The following is a 14,936-nucleotide window of genomic DNA, read 5'->3' as shown; positions in this document are numbered from 1 at the left end:
TGAGTGCATCAGACGGAAGTTGTCCTCCTGTGACGTCCACCGAGTCAATTCGGTGAGCAAGTCGGTGAGCTCCCGAGCCGATGCTCGAAATGAGGATGCGGCAGCCCTGCACTGCCATTTCTCGACCTTTCGTTGCGCTACCGGCACGTTATCCGTGGCAGTAGCGCAACGGTGGGCTAGGCTACTGACTGCGACTCAGGACAACGAGGGGCCCCGAACGATGAGCTCAGGTACCAACCCCGCATTCCCTCTCCCGGGGAAGCCGACTCGACGGCGTAGGCCGCTACCCGCAACAGACCTACCGGTACCGGACATTGCCCCACGGGCGAGTCAGCAGATCGATGTCCCTGCCGGCCACGGCGCCTACGTGTACCCGCTGGCGACCTCAACCGCCTTCATCGGCGGCTCCTACAGCATGGACTCGCTCACCTTCATGCTCTGGGCCTCCAAGCACTACGCCGCCTCCGAGGACCGGTTCATCCTCGTGGTCCTGGTCGCCTTGATCGGTTCCCAGGACATCGGCGGACACATCACCAAGAAGCAGGAAGAGATCGCCGAGCACCTCGGATACAGCCGTCGACACGTCGGGGGAGCTCAGCGCCGACTGATGGCAGATGGCGTGCTTCGACGGGTCCGGCGGGGCGTCTACCAACTCGTCCCCTCAGCAGTCCTCCGCGGGGGAACGCGTAAAGTGCCAGGAGCCAGAACCGAACGCGTGCAGCAACTGGACCTCCTCCGAGAGATCCTCCAGGACCCAGACGCACCCGCCGCGTTCAAGGCGATGGCCAACGGCGAACTGCCGGAAGACCCCCACGACGGGGAGAAGGGAAGGGCCGCCGAATGACCACGGCCGCAGCCGAGCACGGATCAGCAACCCCGCTCCCGCGCCACCAGCAGGCAACTGGGTACATTTCCTACGACGGTCTTGACTACGTTCCCAGGCTTCCGCCGACCAGCTACACGCTGCTCCTTCACATGCTCAACCGACAGCAAATCGGCGGCCTCGTCCGAGCCACCCACGAAGAACTCGCCGAAGGCGTCGCCATGGACCGCGGCGTTATCAGCCGTGCCATGGCCTACCTCGTAGCAGCCCGCCTTGTCCGAGTGAAGGGCCGCGGCAAGCTCCAGATCCACGCCATGCTCGCCAAGCATGAATCAGCCCAACATCGCTACGACGCCATCACAGCCCTCCCCATCGAAGAACGCCTCGACGTTGGCCACTTCGAAGAGGAGTACGAACGACGCCTCGCGCTGCACCAGCAGGAGAAGGCCGAGAAAGCAGAGAAGCGGAAGACCAGCACCGCCCGCGGCCACCTCCGCAGCGTCACCTGACCCAGATCCTCCCTGTGGACGGCAACCGGGGCCACGGGCTGTCAGAGGGCTGAGGGCCCCTCCAGCGGGCGCGGAGAGGCCCTCAGCACCCGACGCGGGCGGACCGGTCAACCGCGCGCGGCCGTCTTCGTCCGCTGCGCGGCCAGGGCCGTGCAGCGCAGGCCCCCCTCGGGGTGCCACTCCATCACTGGGTCAGCGTCCTGCCCGTGTTGCTGGCACCAGCTCACCGTGGTCACCCCGCCGCAGGCGAAGCGACGGCATACGCAGTTGTCGCCCGGGGTCACGTACGCCACCCCGTGATGCGCCGGTCCGCCCGTCGCCCCCTCTGAGGCGGCGCCCCGCAGGCCAGCCGGCCACGCCAGCGTGACCCGCAGGCCGCCCGACCCCGACCGGAACCGGTCGATCACCTGCACGCGGCCCGGCACCGCCAACGGCCCCGTGCCCGGGGCCGTCAGCCGGCGCACTGATGCCCCGAACTCCCCCGCCGCCAGCTCGGCCAGGGCGTCGGCGTCCGTGTCGGTGGACCAGCCGGACAACTGGTCCTCGCCAGCCGGGTCCTCGGCCAGGGCGAGCCATGGGTCATCGAGCCGGAACCGGTGCATGCCTCCCTTGAGGTCGGCCAGTACCAGCGAGGCGACTGTGGGCCCCGTGGGTACCCCGATCTTGTCGTGGGCCAGGAGCCAGGCGACGACCTGACGGGGGTCGAACAGCGGGTGCACGTCCGTACCGGCGACTGGGTTGGGGAAGTCGAGGTGGCGGCGGCGCCAGTTCACCACTGCGGCCCGGCCCACCCCGGCGATCCGCGCCACCCCCGCCAGGAACACCCGGTCATCGGCCGGGGCGACCGCGTCGAGGACGGCGAGCGGGGAGCGTCGGCCCGCAGTGACGGTGCGCACAGCCCGCCAGTCCACCGAGGGCCGGACCACCTCCAGGAGCGCGACGTCCACGGCTGAGTAGAGGGGGACCGTGGTTACCCCGCCGTGGTGCTTGTAGTCGATGTCCACCGAGGCGACCGGGGACAGCCATCCGAGCCTGACCACCTGGTCGAAGTCGGCCCGGCGCACCCCGAGCCGACGGGCGGCTTGGTCCGGGCCGAGGGGGACGTGCCGGTCGAGGAGGGCGGGCAGGTCGCGGCGGCGGGCGAGCGCGGCCACCTGGTCCGGATGGACGTCCGGGAATTGCACATCGCCGCCGAGGTAGACCAGGAAACCGGCCTTCACGAGGTGGCCGACCGCCGCAGCGGTCACCCTCGGCCGGAGGATCGGCAGCGGCACCCCGAGGGCCTCCGTCAGCCGGTCCGCCGCCACCCCGGCACCCATCGGGCCCCGCAGCGCTGCACGCACCGCCTCGGGGTCGGTGGCCTCCACCACCGCCCGCGACCACATCCCGGGGCCGGCATCCGGCGGCGGGACCAGGCCCGACCCGGTAGCCCACCGCCACGCCGCTACCGGCACCCGCAGCCGGGACGCCGCCCCGTACACGTCGTAACTCTCACGAACCGAACGCACCACGGAACACACTCCGATCACCCATCGCGGCCTGACCGTCAGGCCGCGCCCGAAACATGCCGAAAGATCCTATGTGTTGTCAATAGCCCTGATTCTGGGGCGGGTTGGGAGCGCACCGCACAAGTCGCCTACGCGTACGCGAGGCCCCGCGCCACCCAGACGGGTGAACCGCGGGGCCCTGCGGCCGCCATGTTGGCGGGATGCCGGTCGGCGACGCACCCCCGGTTCCCGAGCCGCCTCGCGGGCGGCCCGGGAACCGGCCACGGGCTAGCCGCGCAGGCGGCGGTCCCGGCGCTTGCGGCGGTGTGCGGCAAGGTTCACGGCCTTGCCCAGGGCCCATGCCGCGCCCGACCACTGCGGCGCCCACGCATCTACGGCCATCTGCCCCGCTTCGACGGCCAGTTCCACGGCCGCCCGGACCGCCCAGCGCCGGACGGTGGCCCGGCGGGGCGACGCCGGCTCCTGTGGGCGCCCGTCCTCCTCCCGGCCGGACTCCCCGCCCACCGGCTCCCCAGCCATTTCAGACATGCCCATGACAGCTCACTCCTCATGCGAAAACACGGCCACCTCCTCCGGACGGAGGGGGATGGCCGCACTTTCGAACGCCGAGGGGTAAGCCCCGCAAGTCCACTAAAACCGCAGGTCAGAGCAGTAGAGGGTGGGAGTCGTGTGCGTGATACACCACCGGACCCTTAGCCCCGCAACCCACCTCGATGTGATCCACAGCACCCCATAAAGGCTGCCCGGCCCGCCCCGCCGCTCACACCGCCCACCCCCTCAGGGACGCTGCGGGCGGCTCGGGTCTCCCTCCCCGAAACCCGGAACATCCCCGGGGCCCATGTCCACGCGCAGGCGCTTGAAGCGCACCGGGTGGCGCCAGGCGCCGCCGTGGTCGACGGCCCGGTCGGCGCTGATCTCGGCCACCAGGTCCGGGCGGACGAGGGTGACGTCCAGGACCTCGCGCGAACCCCACGAAGCGGCGAACTTCGTCCCTTCCCAGGGGTGTCCGGGGTCGGCCGGGGCCAGATGTTCGGCGACCTGGCGGGCCTGCCCCGGGCGGAGTGTGGTGGTGCGGCCGACGGTGCGCAGCCGGCCGCCGGTGTCGTGGCGGCCGAGGACGAGGAGTTTGGGGTGGGTGAGGGTGCCGGTGATCGCGCCGACGATGGCTTCGCTGGTGTCTCTTCTTTTGATCTTGGTCCAGCCTCGGCGGCCCATCTGATACGGCGCGCCCATCGGCTTGGCCACGACGCCTTCGAGGCCAGGCACGTTGGTCCAGGACTCCAGCCACTCCCCCGCCGTCGCCGTGTCGGTGGTCATGGGGCACAGCGTCCACGGTGAGGTGAGTGCGCGGGAGGTGAACAGGACTTCAAGGCGGCGCCTGCGCTCCTCGTACGGGAGCGTGAGCAGTTCGGTGCTGTCGGCCATCAAGATGTCGAAGGCGACGTAGAAAGCGGGCAGGCGGCCCGCGAGGGCGGGGGCGTTGCGGGCGCGGGCGGCGGCGCGGCGTTGCAGGCCCTCAAATGACAGGGCGCCGGCCTCCACGTCCCAGGCGAGGACTTCGCCGTCGAGGACCAGGCCGTCAGGCAGCTGGGCGGCGGCGGTCACTAGATCGGGGAACGCGTCCTGGACCAGGGCGCCGCGGCGGGTCTGGAGCAGCACCCGCCCGCCCGGACCGTCCGGGGTGAACACGAGCAACCGGTGTCCGTCGAACTTGTACTCATACGCCAGACCCGGCCCGGAGCGGGGCGGGACCGGGATCGTCTCGGCGGCCTGCGCCAGCATCGGCGCGACCGGCGGCCGCAGCACCACCTCCACCCACCTCCACCCCGTCGTGCTGGTCCCCATGCCCAGCCTGCCCCCTGCCTTCTCCCGCAGCCCCCGCAGGACGCCGGACGGCCGAGCGGCGACCGGGTTGTCCCGTGCCACTGGATCTTGACCGTTTGCCATCGGAGTTTGACCGTTGCGTCACAGGTAGTCGCCACACGGAACCCTGCAGCTCTCCCGCCCATATCTTCACTCACGTACCACGCGTACCGCGGGGCAACAACCGACGACCGAAGCCCGCGGACGAGACGACTCAGGGGGACGACAGCATGCGTCACAGCAACGGCATTCACAGGACGGCTCTGGCGACGACGGCGGTCATGGCCGTCGCGGCGGCGGTGACCGGCATCCTGCCCGGCACCGCCATGGCGGCCAGCACCACCACCTCCCCGCCGCCCGCCTGCCCGGCCTCCGCCCTCCAGGTCAGCGCCTGGCAGGCCGCCCACCGGCCCGTCGGGACCGGGACCGGGGCGGCGGTCGTGCAGTTCACCAACGTCTCCCAGAAGACGTGCGTCCTGAAGGGCTATCCGACGGTCGCGGGCGCCGGCAACACCCCGCTCAAGGTCACCCCCACCGGCACGGCGGCCACTGTGACGGTCCGGCCGCAGGGCAAGGCATGGGTGAAGCTGACCTTCGTCCAGGTCCAGGGGGAAGGCGACGGCTACTGCGTCTCGGGCAATACCCCGGCGGCGTATCCGACGATGGTCATCGGGCTGCCGCACTCCGGGGAGCACAAGGTCGCCCTGAAGGACGGGTGGTGGGCCCAGTGTGACAACAAGGTGACAGCCACCCCGGTCTCGGCGGTCGAGCCTTCCTGACCCCCGTCCTCACAAATCGAGCAGCCTGCATGACGATCGCAAGGCTCTGACCTACACGTCTACGAGAAACTGCACATAAGTGCAGGTCAGCGACTCAGCGCACCTTCGGTGCACTGAGTCGCTGACCTGCGGTGATCAAACTCCGATGACACAAACTCGCGTCCGTTAAAGTCCGATGGCAAACGGTCAAGATCCAGCGGCACGGGACACGGGTGACCGGGTGTGACTGAGCGTTCTAGTTGGCCAGTTGAGCGCGGAGGCGGGCAGGGTAGCGCGGACCAGGGCTAAAGGGGCGATTTCCGGCGATCTCGCCGACGGTGCAGTGGGACTGCGATGAGGTGGCCTCGTGGAGTCCTCGAAACAGCGTGCTGTGTGCGAAGACGGGCCGGTGTGGTCGCACACCTGCGCCCTCGATGAACTCTTCCTGCCGTACACCGTGCCGCAGCAGGCTGTCGGTCGGCTCACCGGCGACCTGGATTGGCAGCGTACGTGGACAACGGTCTGGAAGGCGGGCAGAGCCAAGGTCATGGTGCCCGTACGCGACCTCGCGTCCGCGCCAACGTCGTTGTCCGTGCCGGTACGCCGGTTTTCGTGGCGAGCGGGCCAGAGGCACAGGCCGGGGCTGGAGTTCCTGGTCTCGACCGGTCGGCAGCACGGCTTTGAGAGCCTGGCGGAGCGCCGCCTGCTGTTGGTCTTGGACTTCGCCGGCGGGGTGGTCGAGGTGCTGTCGCATGCCCGGTCGTACAGATGTCTCTTTCGTGCCCGCCATGGACCGTCGGCGCATCCCGGTGGCGCCGGAGTTCACCGACCTCGCCTGGTACCTGCACGCCCTCGTCCCCGCCCTCGTCACGGCAGGGCTCGAAGGGTACGAGGCCAAAGAGATCCATTACTGACAACGGCCGACGAGCGCGCCGTTGTCACTCAGCGAGGGGTAGCGTCCGGGCGTCCGGCTCGCACGTAGTCCAGGTAGTCGCCACCGGCTACACCTTGATTGCACCAGCGGGCGGGGTGTGCGCCGAGTTCTTGCTCGGCCAGGTACAGGGCCCCAGCACCTTCGTCTACGACAGCGATCTCGTGACCAAAGTTCTGCTCGCCGTCCTCACGCTCGACCTCGGGGAGCCCATGCAGGTCGCAGAAGTCCTCGCGGCCGATGTCCTCGACCTCATGGAGAATCACGACGAAGCCCTCAGCTACCGGGCGGATCTCGACCCAGCGGACTTCCGGCCTCTCCGCTGTCCCCGCTCCTCCAAGGAACTGCTCGACCGATCGCCCCCGACTGAGGGCTCCGAGAGCGAAAGACTCGACCAGATAGCGCATCCTGGCAGGCTAAGTGCTCTTGACCTGTGCGAACAGGTCCATGCGCGCCCTGCATGATCACTCGACCCGTTGCGCGGCAGGGTGAGGGTGCCGGGCTGATCCGCTACCTGTGATGCACGCCACCTACCGCGTCGTTACGGCCTGGCCCACGCTGCCCCCGCAACCGTTCCGGCCCTGCATGGGTCTCCATATCGGGGCCCCGGGCGGCCCACGTGGCGCGTGAGGATGGGGGAACGGCGTGGGAGTCCGACGGGCAGCGAAGGGTGTCAGCGAGTTCCTGATGGAGATGGTTGGGGAAGCCGTCGCCGAGGTGATCCTCACCCTGCTCGCCTGCGCCCTGCTCGCTTGCCTGGCTCTGATCGCCTACCTGAGCTGGTCCTTCAGCCCGCGCTTGACTGTGACTGGCGCCGGACTGCTCAGCCTCTTCCTCGCCCACGGCGCCTGGAGGACCTTCCGCGACCCCACCAAGGGTCGCAGCCGTCGGGGCCTCGCTGCCGTGACCGCGGCCGGCTTCACCCTGACCGCTGCGACAGGCGTGTTCCTGTTGTTCTATGGCACAGGATGCGGCTGCCTGTGAAAGCAGTTCCCTACCGCATCGCGGTTGGCCACGCTGTCTGACCTGCGGAGATGCCTGTTTCGGCGCACTGGGGGCAGGGTCGAAGCTGCCTCCTCCATGGTGCGGGCATAGCTGTGCGGCGCCCCTGACCTGCACGAACGCCAGTGCTCAGAATGGCCAACTATCACGCTCACTGGCCAACTACGACGCTCAGTCACATCACAACGGCGTGGCAGGGCCGGTCCACTAGGCCAGAAAATCGAACATGAGATCTAATGGGAGTGACAGCCTCCGGACCCCCAGAAGGAGCCTTCTGTGACCACCCCCGCCCCCGCACCTGCCAGACCCCAGCCCGTCACCTGGGCACCCAGCCAGACCGGACCGTGTGCGCGCTGCCACGCCCAGACATGCAGATACGGGGTCAGCGCGTCGCCCCTGTGCGCGGCGTGCAGGGAAGCACGGGCGGCGCAATACGGGAAGTAGCACCATGTCCGCACCACCACCGGCCAGCACCCCGCGCCTGGACCTCCTGCGCTTCCTGGAACGCGTGCAGTTGCAAGACCTTAAGCGCACCCGCGACTGGATAGCCACCGAAGAGCAGCTCGTCGCCGCCCAGGGCGAACGCCGGTCCGCCCCTCCCCCGCCCGATTGGCTCATCGAGCACGGCATCGGCACCGGCCGGCTGCCCGCCCGCGTCCACACCGGCCAGTGTTGGGACACCCGCACCCGCTGCAAGCCCGCCACCGCCGACCAGGCGCGGCGGGCGCTGGCCGAGGGTGTCTCCGCGTGCCCGCACTGCCGGCCCGACACCGCCCTCGGAGTGCTGGAATGAGCCGTGGCCGACTCCTACCGCGCACCCCGCGCCGTTCCTCACCAGTGGATACCCAGCTCGTCAAGGGCGGCGATCTGCTGGGGGGTAAGGCGGCCTTCGCGGTTGCGGGCGCGTTGGACGTTGAGCCAGGCGTCGAGGCGTTTGCCGTTGACGTTCGTGCCGGCGGGCGGGCGAAGGTGGCCGTGTGCGGCCTGGTACTGGCGGGCGTCGTCGAGGCGGGCCTGCCAGGCCTGATCGATCCGTACGTCGGCGACGCCGCGGCCGGGAGTCCAGTCAATGCCGAGTTCATTGAGCGCGGCGACACGGTCTGGCGGGAGGGTGCCGCGTTGGTGGGCGGTGCGCTGGCGGCGGAGCCATACAGGCAGGTCGACTCCGCTGACGGTCGTGCCGGTCGGGGGGCGGAGGTGTCCGTGCTCCTGCTGGTAGCTGCGGGCAGCCTGGAGGGCTTGCTGCCAGCGGGATCCCAGGGGCTCCCAGTCCATCCCGAGTTCGTCCAGGGCTGCGATCTGCTTGTCGCTTAGCTGCCCGTTGCGGCGGGCGCCGCGTTGTCCGGTCAGCCAACCGGCGAGGCTGCGGACTTCGGGGTCGTCGGAGGTCTCCAGTGGCCTCAGGTGTCCGTGGCGTTCGTGGAAGGCGCGGGCGGCATCAAGGTGCTGGGCGAAGGGGTCGACGGCGTAGACGTTGGTTCGGGCGCGCTTGAGCCGCTGGCTCAGGGTGCTGGTGTTGAGGGCCAAGGCTTCGGCGAGTGCCTTCTGTTCGACGCCCGCTTCGACTAGGGCGAGGAGGGCTTCGGCGAACGGTTTGCCGCGCTGGTGGGGGAAGGCTCGCAGGGCGGCGATTTCCTCCTGCGTGGGAGGACGCTTCGGGGTGGCGGCGGCCCAGACCATGCCCAGTTCGTCCAGGGCGGTACGGCGCTCGGGATCCAGGGTGCGGGGTCGGCCGGAGGGGTCGCGAACGCTGCCCGCGGCCAAGCCCCGCTGGTAGGCGATGAAGTCACCGAGGTTGTATCCCTCGGCATCGACGTGATTGACGGGGACGGCGAGGTCGCCGTGGTGGTCGCGGTAGCGGCGGCACGCGGCGAGCCCGTCCGCGAAGCGGGCCTCGCGTACGTCCCAGATCGCGCAGTTGAAGTCAGCCGAAGGCGACGTACGTGCCGAGGGTCAGGCCGGAGAAGGTGATGAGCTGGCGGGGCTTGAGACAGGTGAACGCCGCATGCATCGCGATGCCGGCGGCGACGGCATACGGCATCGTCTGCGGGATGGACAGCGCGACCGGCAGCACAAGTTCGGCCGCGATGACGGTCGCGGCTGCCAGGCGCCAGATGCGGATGTCTCGGTCGGTGAGGTTGCCCAGGTGTCGGCGGACGAATGCCGGGACCGCGTACTGCCCTCGGGCGTGCGGGAGGCGTTCGCGGACCTTGGTGTAGGTGTGAATCCATTGGGCGAGGTAGAGGCCGGTGCGGAACTGGGGGCTGCGGAGTTTCTGCCAGGCGGAGTTCCAGTAGATGTCCGTGGTGATCAGCACGAGTAGGCACAGGGCCCACGTGTTCGCGGTGCTCGGGGTGTGCTCGATGGTCAGGCCGTGGCCGAGGTTGCCGCCGACGGCGAGGCATGCGCCGGTCAGCAGGGTGTAGCGGACGGCGTTGGGGCTGCGGAGGTAGACCAGTTCCATGGCGGCGCCGGCCAGGGCGGCCAGCAGTGCGAGGCGGGGGGCGAATCCGGCGGCCAGGGTGAGGGCGGCGATCGTGCGGAGGATCAGGGTGGGGCGGTACACGCTCGCGAGGAGCTGGGCCCGTCGGGGTCCGAAGCGCTGTTCGGTGAGGTGGAGGCTGAGTGATCCCGGGGTGAGGCGGTCCCAGCCGCCTTGGCCGAGGGCGAGCGTGAACCGGGCGGTGAGCACGGTGGCGAAGGTGATCCGGAACAGCTGGAGCCTGCCCGGGTCGGTGGGGCGGGTGAAGCCGGAGAGGAGCGCGTCAAAGAACCACACGGCCGGCCACCACCTTCACGGGCTGCTCGCCGCGGGCGGACAGGACGCGTCCGGTGCCGTCGATGCGTTCGTAGCGGCCGCTTGCGGTGAGGTGGTCGAGGATCGCCTGGAGCTGGGGCGGTCCCAGGATGAAGGAGCCGGGTGAGAGGTGGTCGTAGACGTTGACCGTCTCGGTGGCGCCGTTCTTGGTGATGCCGGTGAGCTCGACGATTGTGAAGGTGGCCCGGCAGAACATCTTCCAGCGCAGCCAGCGGCCGGGCGCGGGGGTGAAGCCGGTGATCATCCAGGCTACGAGGGCGAGGGTGGCGGCGGTTTGGACGGCGGGCAGCACGGATTCGCGCATGGGTGAGGGACCTCCGGGTCGGGAGGGTGAGGGTGAGGAGCGGCGGGCCCCGGGGTGCGGGGTGCCGCGGGGATCACTGCTCGGGCTTGGGGGGCCGCTGCATCAGCGCGCCCGCGGCCTGGTCGAGGGTGACCTTCTCGTGCAGAAGGGCGGAGATGACGTTCGTGATCGGCATCTCGATGTTGTGGGTGTCGGCCAGGGCGAGGATCGCCTGGGCGCTCTTGACGCCCTCGGTGGTCTGGCGGGTGGCGGCGGTGGCCTCGGCCATCGTCATGCCCTGGCCGAGGTGGTGGCCGAAGGTGCGGTTGCGGGAGAGCGGGGAGGAGCAGGTGGCCACGAGGTCGCCGAGTCCGGCGAGTCCGGCGAGGGTGGAGGGGTGGGCGCCCATGGCTGTGGCCAGGCGGGTGGTTTCCGCGAGGCCGCGGGTGATGAGCATGGCCTGCGCGTTGTGGCCCAGCCCCATGCCGGAGGCGATGCCGACCGCGAGGGCGATGACGTTCTTCACGGCGCCGCCCAGTTCGCAGCCGATGACGTCGGCGGAGGTGTAGGGGCGGAAGTACGGGGTGTGGCAGGCCCGCTGGACGCGGTGGGCGGCGGCTTCGTCGGGGCAGGCGATGGTGGCGGCTGCGGGCTGGCCGTCCATGATCTCGCGGGCCAGGTTCGGGCCGGACAGCACCGCGATCCGCTCGGTGGGGATGCCGGTCACTTCGGTGATTACCTGGCTGGCCCGCAGGCCGCTGCCGGTCTCGATGCCCTTCATCAGCGACACGATCACTGTGTCCGGACCGATGTGCGGGGCCCAGGCTGCCAGGCTGGTGCGCAGGGACTGGGCGGGGATGGACAGGACGAGGAAGTCGGCGCCGTCCAGCGCGGTGGCCGGATCGGTGGTGGCGCTCACCGTGTGCGGGAGCTCGATGTCGGGGAAGTACCCGGGGTTGTGGTGTGTCGTGTTGATCGCGTCGGCGATCTCGGCTCGCCGGGCGTGCATGACGACGTGGGTGCCTGTGTCGGCCATGATCTTGCCGACGGCGGTGCCCCAGGAACCGGCCGAGAACACCGCCGCGCGGGCGGGACGGTCCTGGTTCACTGCGGGGTCCTCTCGTCGGGCACGGGCCTGTCGCCGCCCTGGCGGCCGCCCTCGCCCATCCTATCGGCCGCCCCGGGCCCGGCCGGGGCCTCTGCAGGGCGGCGCAGGGTCAGCAGGACGGCCCGTCGGCCGGGCAGGGTGGGGAGCTTCTGGTGTGCCTCGCGGAGCATGTTCTCGGCGGCCGTCTCGCCCAGTTCGCGGCGCAGCTGATCGGCGTGGGCGATCCACAGGCGGTAGAGCCGTTCCCACATTGCGGGTTCACGGGGTCGCTCGTCTACGTGCTCCTGTGTCAGTCCGGCGGCAGCGAGCTCGTGCTGCCACCCAGGGTCGGCGCCGCGCCGCAGTGCACGGGTGACCACCAGAGCGCCGCCCGGGGCCAGGAGCCGGCCCAGCTCGCGCAGCGCCGCCCCGCGGTCGGCGGCGCGACCAAGGGCGTCCACGCAGAAGATGCCGTGAGCGCAGCCGTCCGGCAGGCCGGTGTCCTCCAGCTCTGCGACGCGGAAGTGGGCGCGGCCGGCGTGCGGGCCGAGGAAGTGGGTGCGGCGGGCGGCGGCCTGGGCGGCGGCGACGGGCGAGAGGTCGAAGCCGTGCAGGCGGACGGTGAGGGCGCGGGCCAGCCACAGGCCGATGCCGCCGGTACCGCATCCGGCGTCCACGAGCAGCTGACCGGGACGCATCCGCAGCCGGGCGGCCAGGAGGCCGAGCAGGGGCCAGTCGCAGGAGCTGGATGCGGCGACCTCGGCGGGGTAGTCCTCGCCCATCGCCTCGGCGTACAGGCGTGCCACGACGTCGGTGCGGGCTCGGGCGGCGTGGAAGGCGTCGTACTCGGCCGACCTCGCGGGGCTATGGGTGTTCATCGGGGCATCGACCTTCTGATCCGGGAGCGGGTGCCGGGGCACAGGACCTGCACGGCATGGACCGGGCAGTGTGGGCCGGACAGGTCCAGGGCAACGGGCTGGTGTCCGGTGACGGACTCGAAGCGCCGGGCCACGGCGCGGACCTGGTCGGCGAAGCCGCCGCCAGGCGGCCTGTAGCGGGCCGCAACCTCCGGCCACGCCTCAGGCCGGCCAGGCTCTGGTTGCGGGACAGAGGGGGTGTCGAAGGCGGGCGGGGCGGTGGGGAGGTCGTCCCGGGTTCCTGCGATGGCGGCGAGCCTGGACTGCGCGGCCTCGGTCACCGCCCGCGTCAGCGCGATCCCGGGGACGCTGTGGCATCCGCCGCCGGCGAAGAGCACCGGGTAGTCCTCCGACCACAGGTAGGCCAGGCACACCGGCAGCCCGTACGGGCCGTCGACCAGCGACACCTCCAGGGCCATGCCTGCGGCACGGAGACGGCCGATCACCTCCTGGCCGTGCGGGTCGTCGACCGTGCCCGGGTCGATCAGCGTGCGCAGCCGTCCGTGCTGCTGCCCGTCCCGGTAGAGCACGTCACGCTCGGCCACCTCGAACAAGGCGTGAAGCAGCGCCTCGTCGCGGGTGTTGCCGCACGCGAGTCCGGTACTGGTCGCGCGCCACACGTCCGGGGTCCACGCGGGGCGCTGGCCGCGGCGCCGGACCAGGTCGGTCGGCAGCAGCGTCGTCGTTCCGCTCAGCAGCGTGGTGCCGGCCGTCCACTCGCACACCACCCGGGCCAGAGCGTCAGCGGGATGGGGGGCGGTCAGTGGTAGCGCGGCCACCGGGCAGTGGGGGGCGACCTCGACGGCCGGGCCCACCGCAGCGGCGGGCAGCGGTTGCTCGGCGTGCCACAGTTCGATCGCTTCCATCACTGCGGACAGCTTCGCCAGCAGGGGTGTGGCGCCCTTGCCCTGCGAGGTGCTCAGGGTCTTCGAGGCGGGGCGGATCGCCGTCCACACCGGCAGCCCGATCACATCCAGGCCTGTCAGGTCCGCGACCCGGGTGATGCCGAATCCCGGCAGGTGGTCGGCAACCGCCGCCCAGGTCTGCTCCGCCGTTCGCGCCCGTACGGTGCCCGCCAGCGCCACCGGCTCCTCAACGCCCGGCATGGGCCGCCTCCGTTCTGTTCGATTCGTCCAGGAACCCGGGCACGAGTTGCTTGGCCGCCTCCACCGCGCCGGCCGCCCGGACCAGTCCGCGGGCGGAGGCCTGTGCATCGAGCTCCTCCTCCGAGCAGCCCCACACCTGCAACAGCAGGTCGCGGGCCAGGCTGTCGTGGACCGCGTTCGCGCAGAAACCGGGGCGGCTGTGGCGGGCATGCGCGAGCACCTCGGCATACCGGGCGACGGCGCGCCGGTCTGCCGCGCCTTCGCCCGCCAGCAGCAGCGCCACCGTCTGCGGATCCCGCAGGTCGACCGCCGGGTGGAAGACCCGGTGGGCGCTCAGGTGACCGCCCGTTGCGCGGGCCAGGCGTTCGGCGAGCGGCATCCCCGGTTCTCCGTCGGCGGGATGCCGGGAGAGGTGTTCGAGGTAGGCGGTCCACCGCGTACCGAAGGCGGGGTCGAAGACCTGCTGGTAGACCACGCGGTCCTCGGTGGACAGCTCCACGCCGTCCACGCGTTCACGCACGGCGGCATTCGACCAGCGCCGGAAGTACGCCGTCTCCCCCACCGGCAGCCCGGTGGACGCCTGCGGCGCAGCAGTGCCGGCGAGCGCGGCGCGTACGGCGGCGAGCGCGTCGGCCCGCTTGAGGTCGCCGAAGTGCTGATCCTGCTTACGCTGCCGGGTCAGCCACCGGGCGAACTCCTCCTCGCCCTCGCGGCGGCACACGGCGCGCACGGCGGCCCCGGTGCGCTGCGGGTAGTAGACCGCGCGCAGCGCCGCCAGCAACTTGGCGGCCCGCACGCCGTCGAGGACCCTGGCCGCGACCGCCAGGTCCAGGACGTACCGGAGGTTGACCAGCGGCCAGGTCAGCGCAGCGAACGCTCCGTCGGGGGCCTGCCCGACCGCGACCTCGTCGTCCCCGTCGATGTCCCCGCGGACGTAGGCGGTGTAGATGCTGCCGACGCCGACCATGCCGTACGGCGCCAGCTCGGCCGCCCGCAGCGCGCCGATGCTCGCCGCCCCCAGCACCGTGACGCCCCGGCCCATCACGGCCAGGATCTCCTTGTGCCTGAGTGCCGGTGCCTGGTGGTACGCCCCGTCGATGAGTACGACGGTGTCGCCGGCGGCGATCGCGGTGTCGAACAGGTCGCCGTGCCGTGCCGGGGGCAGCACCCGCAGGCCTGGTGCTGCAAGTGCGGGCTCGGACGCCGAGAGCGTCGGCCCGGTGTAGAGGTGAATCACTGCGCCTCCGCGGTGAAGTGCCAGGGGCGCCCCTCCCTGGGCCCACGAGGGGCGTGTGGAACGGGAGGGGCGCCCATGTCAGGGGGCTACGGGC

The 14,936-nt window shown here is 70.9% G+C and carries 17 protein-coding genes; 6 read left to right on the top strand and 11 right to left on the bottom strand.

Annotated elements, in window-relative coordinates:
• Nucleotides 1-367: 367 nt before the first annotated feature.
• On the top strand, nucleotides 368-844 hold the full coding sequence (locus tag OG295_RS41915) for a hypothetical protein (RefSeq protein WP_331726287.1): 477 nt from the start codon (nucleotides 368-370) through the stop codon (nucleotides 842-844).
• A complete protein-coding gene (locus OG295_RS41910; protein WP_331726285.1) occupies nucleotides 841-1,332 on the top strand; it encodes a hypothetical protein in 492 nt (163 codons plus the stop codon). The genes OG295_RS41915 and OG295_RS41910 overlap by 4 nt, the downstream gene beginning before the upstream one ends.
• Before the next feature lie 107 nt (nucleotides 1,333-1,439).
• Here the strand turns inward: OG295_RS41910 and OG295_RS41905 are convergent, their stop codons facing one another.
• From OG295_RS41905 to OG295_RS41895, 3 genes are all read right to left on the bottom strand, one after another.
• Nucleotides 1,440-2,843: a hypothetical protein gene (locus OG295_RS41905; RefSeq protein WP_371681585.1), complete on the bottom strand. Its 1,404-nt coding sequence runs from the start codon at nucleotides 2,841-2,843 to the stop codon at nucleotides 1,440-1,442.
• A gap of 264 nt (nucleotides 2,844-3,107) precedes the next feature.
• On the bottom strand, nucleotides 3,108-3,374 hold the full coding sequence (locus OG295_RS41900) for a hypothetical protein (RefSeq protein WP_331726283.1): 267 nt from the start codon (nucleotides 3,372-3,374) through the stop codon (nucleotides 3,108-3,110).
• Nucleotides 3,375-3,617: 243 nt separating this feature from the next.
• Nucleotides 3,618-4,685 carry an ATP-dependent DNA ligase gene (locus tag OG295_RS41895; RefSeq protein WP_371681584.1) on the bottom strand — a complete coding sequence of 356 codons (1,068 nt, stop codon included), beginning with the start codon at nucleotides 4,683-4,685 and terminating at the stop codon, nucleotides 3,618-3,620.
• A 248-nt stretch (nucleotides 4,686-4,933) separates the two neighbouring features.
• On the opposite strand from OG295_RS41895, the gene OG295_RS41890 reads away from it, so the two are divergent.
• A complete protein-coding gene (locus tag OG295_RS41890) occupies nucleotides 4,934-5,482 on the top strand; it encodes a DUF4232 domain-containing protein (protein WP_331726279.1) in 549 nt (182 codons plus the stop codon).
• A gap of 767 nt (nucleotides 5,483-6,249) precedes the next feature.
• Nucleotides 6,250-6,375 carry a hypothetical protein gene (locus OG295_RS41885; protein WP_331726277.1) on the top strand — a complete coding sequence of 42 codons (126 nt, stop codon included), beginning with the start codon at nucleotides 6,250-6,252 and terminating at the stop codon, nucleotides 6,373-6,375.
• Nucleotides 6,376-6,403: 28 nt separating this feature from the next.
• On the opposite strand, the gene OG295_RS41880 is transcribed toward OG295_RS41885, so the two are convergent.
• On the bottom strand, nucleotides 6,404-6,799 hold the full coding sequence (locus OG295_RS41880; RefSeq protein ID WP_371681583.1) for a hypothetical protein: 396 nt from the start codon (nucleotides 6,797-6,799) through the stop codon (nucleotides 6,404-6,406).
• 280 nt (nucleotides 6,800-7,079) lie between these two features.
• Here OG295_RS41880 and OG295_RS41875 point away from each other — a divergent pair, with 280 nt between their 5' ends.
• Both OG295_RS41875 and OG295_RS41870 read left to right on the top strand, forming a co-directional pair.
• A complete protein-coding gene (locus tag OG295_RS41875) occupies nucleotides 7,080-7,376 on the top strand; it encodes a lysine transporter LysE (RefSeq protein WP_331726273.1) in 297 nt (98 codons plus the stop codon).
• Between the two features lie 466 nt (nucleotides 7,377-7,842).
• Nucleotides 7,843-8,187, top strand: a complete 345-nt coding sequence (locus OG295_RS41870; RefSeq protein ID WP_331726271.1) for a DUF6233 domain-containing protein — start codon at nucleotides 7,843-7,845, stop codon at nucleotides 8,185-8,187.
• 38 nt (nucleotides 8,188-8,225) lie between these two features.
• Here the strand turns inward: OG295_RS41870 and OG295_RS41865 are convergent, their stop codons facing one another.
• The 7 genes from OG295_RS41865 to OG295_RS41835 all read right to left on the bottom strand — a co-directional run bounded on the left by OG295_RS41865 (nucleotide 8,226) and on the right by OG295_RS41835 (nucleotide 14,842).
• On the bottom strand, nucleotides 8,226-9,305 hold the full coding sequence (locus tag OG295_RS41865) for a Helicase associated domain protein (protein ID WP_331726291.1): 1,080 nt from the start codon (nucleotides 9,303-9,305) through the stop codon (nucleotides 8,226-8,228).
• Between the two features lie 13 nt (nucleotides 9,306-9,318).
• Entirely contained in the window at nucleotides 9,319-10,173 is an 855-nt protein-coding gene (locus OG295_RS41860) for a hypothetical protein (protein WP_331726269.1), read from the bottom strand.
• The gene (locus OG295_RS41855) at nucleotides 10,160-10,516 is read right to left on the bottom strand and encodes a hypothetical protein (protein ID WP_331726267.1); all 357 of its coding nucleotides are present in this window, start codon (nucleotides 10,514-10,516) and stop codon (nucleotides 10,160-10,162) included. The genes OG295_RS41860 and OG295_RS41855 overlap by 14 nt, the downstream gene beginning before the upstream one ends.
• Before the next feature lie 73 nt (nucleotides 10,517-10,589).
• A complete protein-coding gene (locus tag OG295_RS41850) occupies nucleotides 10,590-11,603 on the bottom strand; it encodes an NAD(P)H-dependent glycerol-3-phosphate dehydrogenase (RefSeq protein ID WP_331726265.1) in 1,014 nt (337 codons plus the stop codon).
• Nucleotides 11,600-12,460: a class I SAM-dependent methyltransferase gene (locus tag OG295_RS41845; RefSeq protein ID WP_331726262.1), complete on the bottom strand. Its 861-nt coding sequence runs from the start codon at nucleotides 12,458-12,460 to the stop codon at nucleotides 11,600-11,602. Before OG295_RS41845 ends, OG295_RS41850 begins: the two co-directional genes overlap by 4 nt.
• On the bottom strand, nucleotides 12,457-13,605 hold the full coding sequence (locus OG295_RS41840; RefSeq protein WP_331726260.1) for a YcaO-like family protein: 1,149 nt from the start codon (nucleotides 13,603-13,605) through the stop codon (nucleotides 12,457-12,459). Before OG295_RS41840 ends, OG295_RS41845 begins: the two co-directional genes overlap by 4 nt.
• Complete coding sequence (locus OG295_RS41835) at nucleotides 13,592-14,842, bottom strand: TfuA-like protein (RefSeq protein ID WP_331726258.1); 1,251 nt, start codon at nucleotides 14,840-14,842, stop codon at nucleotides 13,592-13,594. The genes OG295_RS41840 and OG295_RS41835 overlap by 14 nt, the downstream gene beginning before the upstream one ends.
• Between the last annotated feature and the right edge of the window lie 94 nt (nucleotides 14,843-14,936).

The organism is Streptomyces sp. NBC_01276 (assembly GCF_041435355.1).
Lineage (GTDB): Bacteria > Actinomycetota > Actinomycetes > Streptomycetales > Streptomycetaceae > Streptomyces.
This window is presented reverse-complemented; position numbering and strand designations above follow the sequence as displayed.

Bases quoted from the DNA above. Each gene is read 5' to 3' on its own strand.
- OG295_RS41885 (WP_331726277.1), top strand. From the start codon at position 6,250: ATGGACCGTCGGCGCATCCCGGTGGCGCCGGAGTTCACCGACCTCGCC.
- OG295_RS41890 (WP_331726279.1), top strand. From the start codon at position 4,934: ATGCGTCACAGCAACGGCATTCACAGGACGGCTCTGGCGACGACGGCG.
- OG295_RS41845 (WP_331726262.1), bottom strand. From the start codon at position 12,460: ATGAACACCCATAGCCCCGCGAGGTCGGCCGAGTACGACGCCTTCCAC.
- OG295_RS41895 (WP_371681584.1), bottom strand. From the start codon at position 4,685: ATGGGGACCAGCACGACGGGGTGGAGGTGGGTGGAGGTGGTGCTGCGG.
- OG295_RS41910 (WP_331726285.1), top strand. From the start codon at position 841: ATGACCACGGCCGCAGCCGAGCACGGATCAGCAACCCCGCTCCCGCGC.
- OG295_RS41870 (WP_331726271.1), top strand. From the start codon at position 7,843: ATGTCCGCACCACCACCGGCCAGCACCCCGCGCCTGGACCTCCTGCGC.
- OG295_RS41880 (WP_371681583.1), bottom strand. From the start codon at position 6,799: ATGCGCTATCTGGTCGAGTCTTTCGCTCTCGGAGCCCTCAGTCGGGGG.
- OG295_RS41875 (WP_331726273.1), top strand. From the start codon at position 7,080: ATGGAGATGGTTGGGGAAGCCGTCGCCGAGGTGATCCTCACCCTGCTC.
- OG295_RS41855 (WP_331726267.1), bottom strand. From the start codon at position 10,516: ATGCGCGAATCCGTGCTGCCCGCCGTCCAAACCGCCGCCACCCTCGCC.
- OG295_RS41840 (WP_331726260.1), bottom strand. From the start codon at position 13,605: ATGCCGGGCGTTGAGGAGCCGGTGGCGCTGGCGGGCACCGTACGGGCG.
- OG295_RS41900 (WP_331726283.1), bottom strand. From the start codon at position 3,374: ATGGGCATGTCTGAAATGGCTGGGGAGCCGGTGGGCGGGGAGTCCGGC.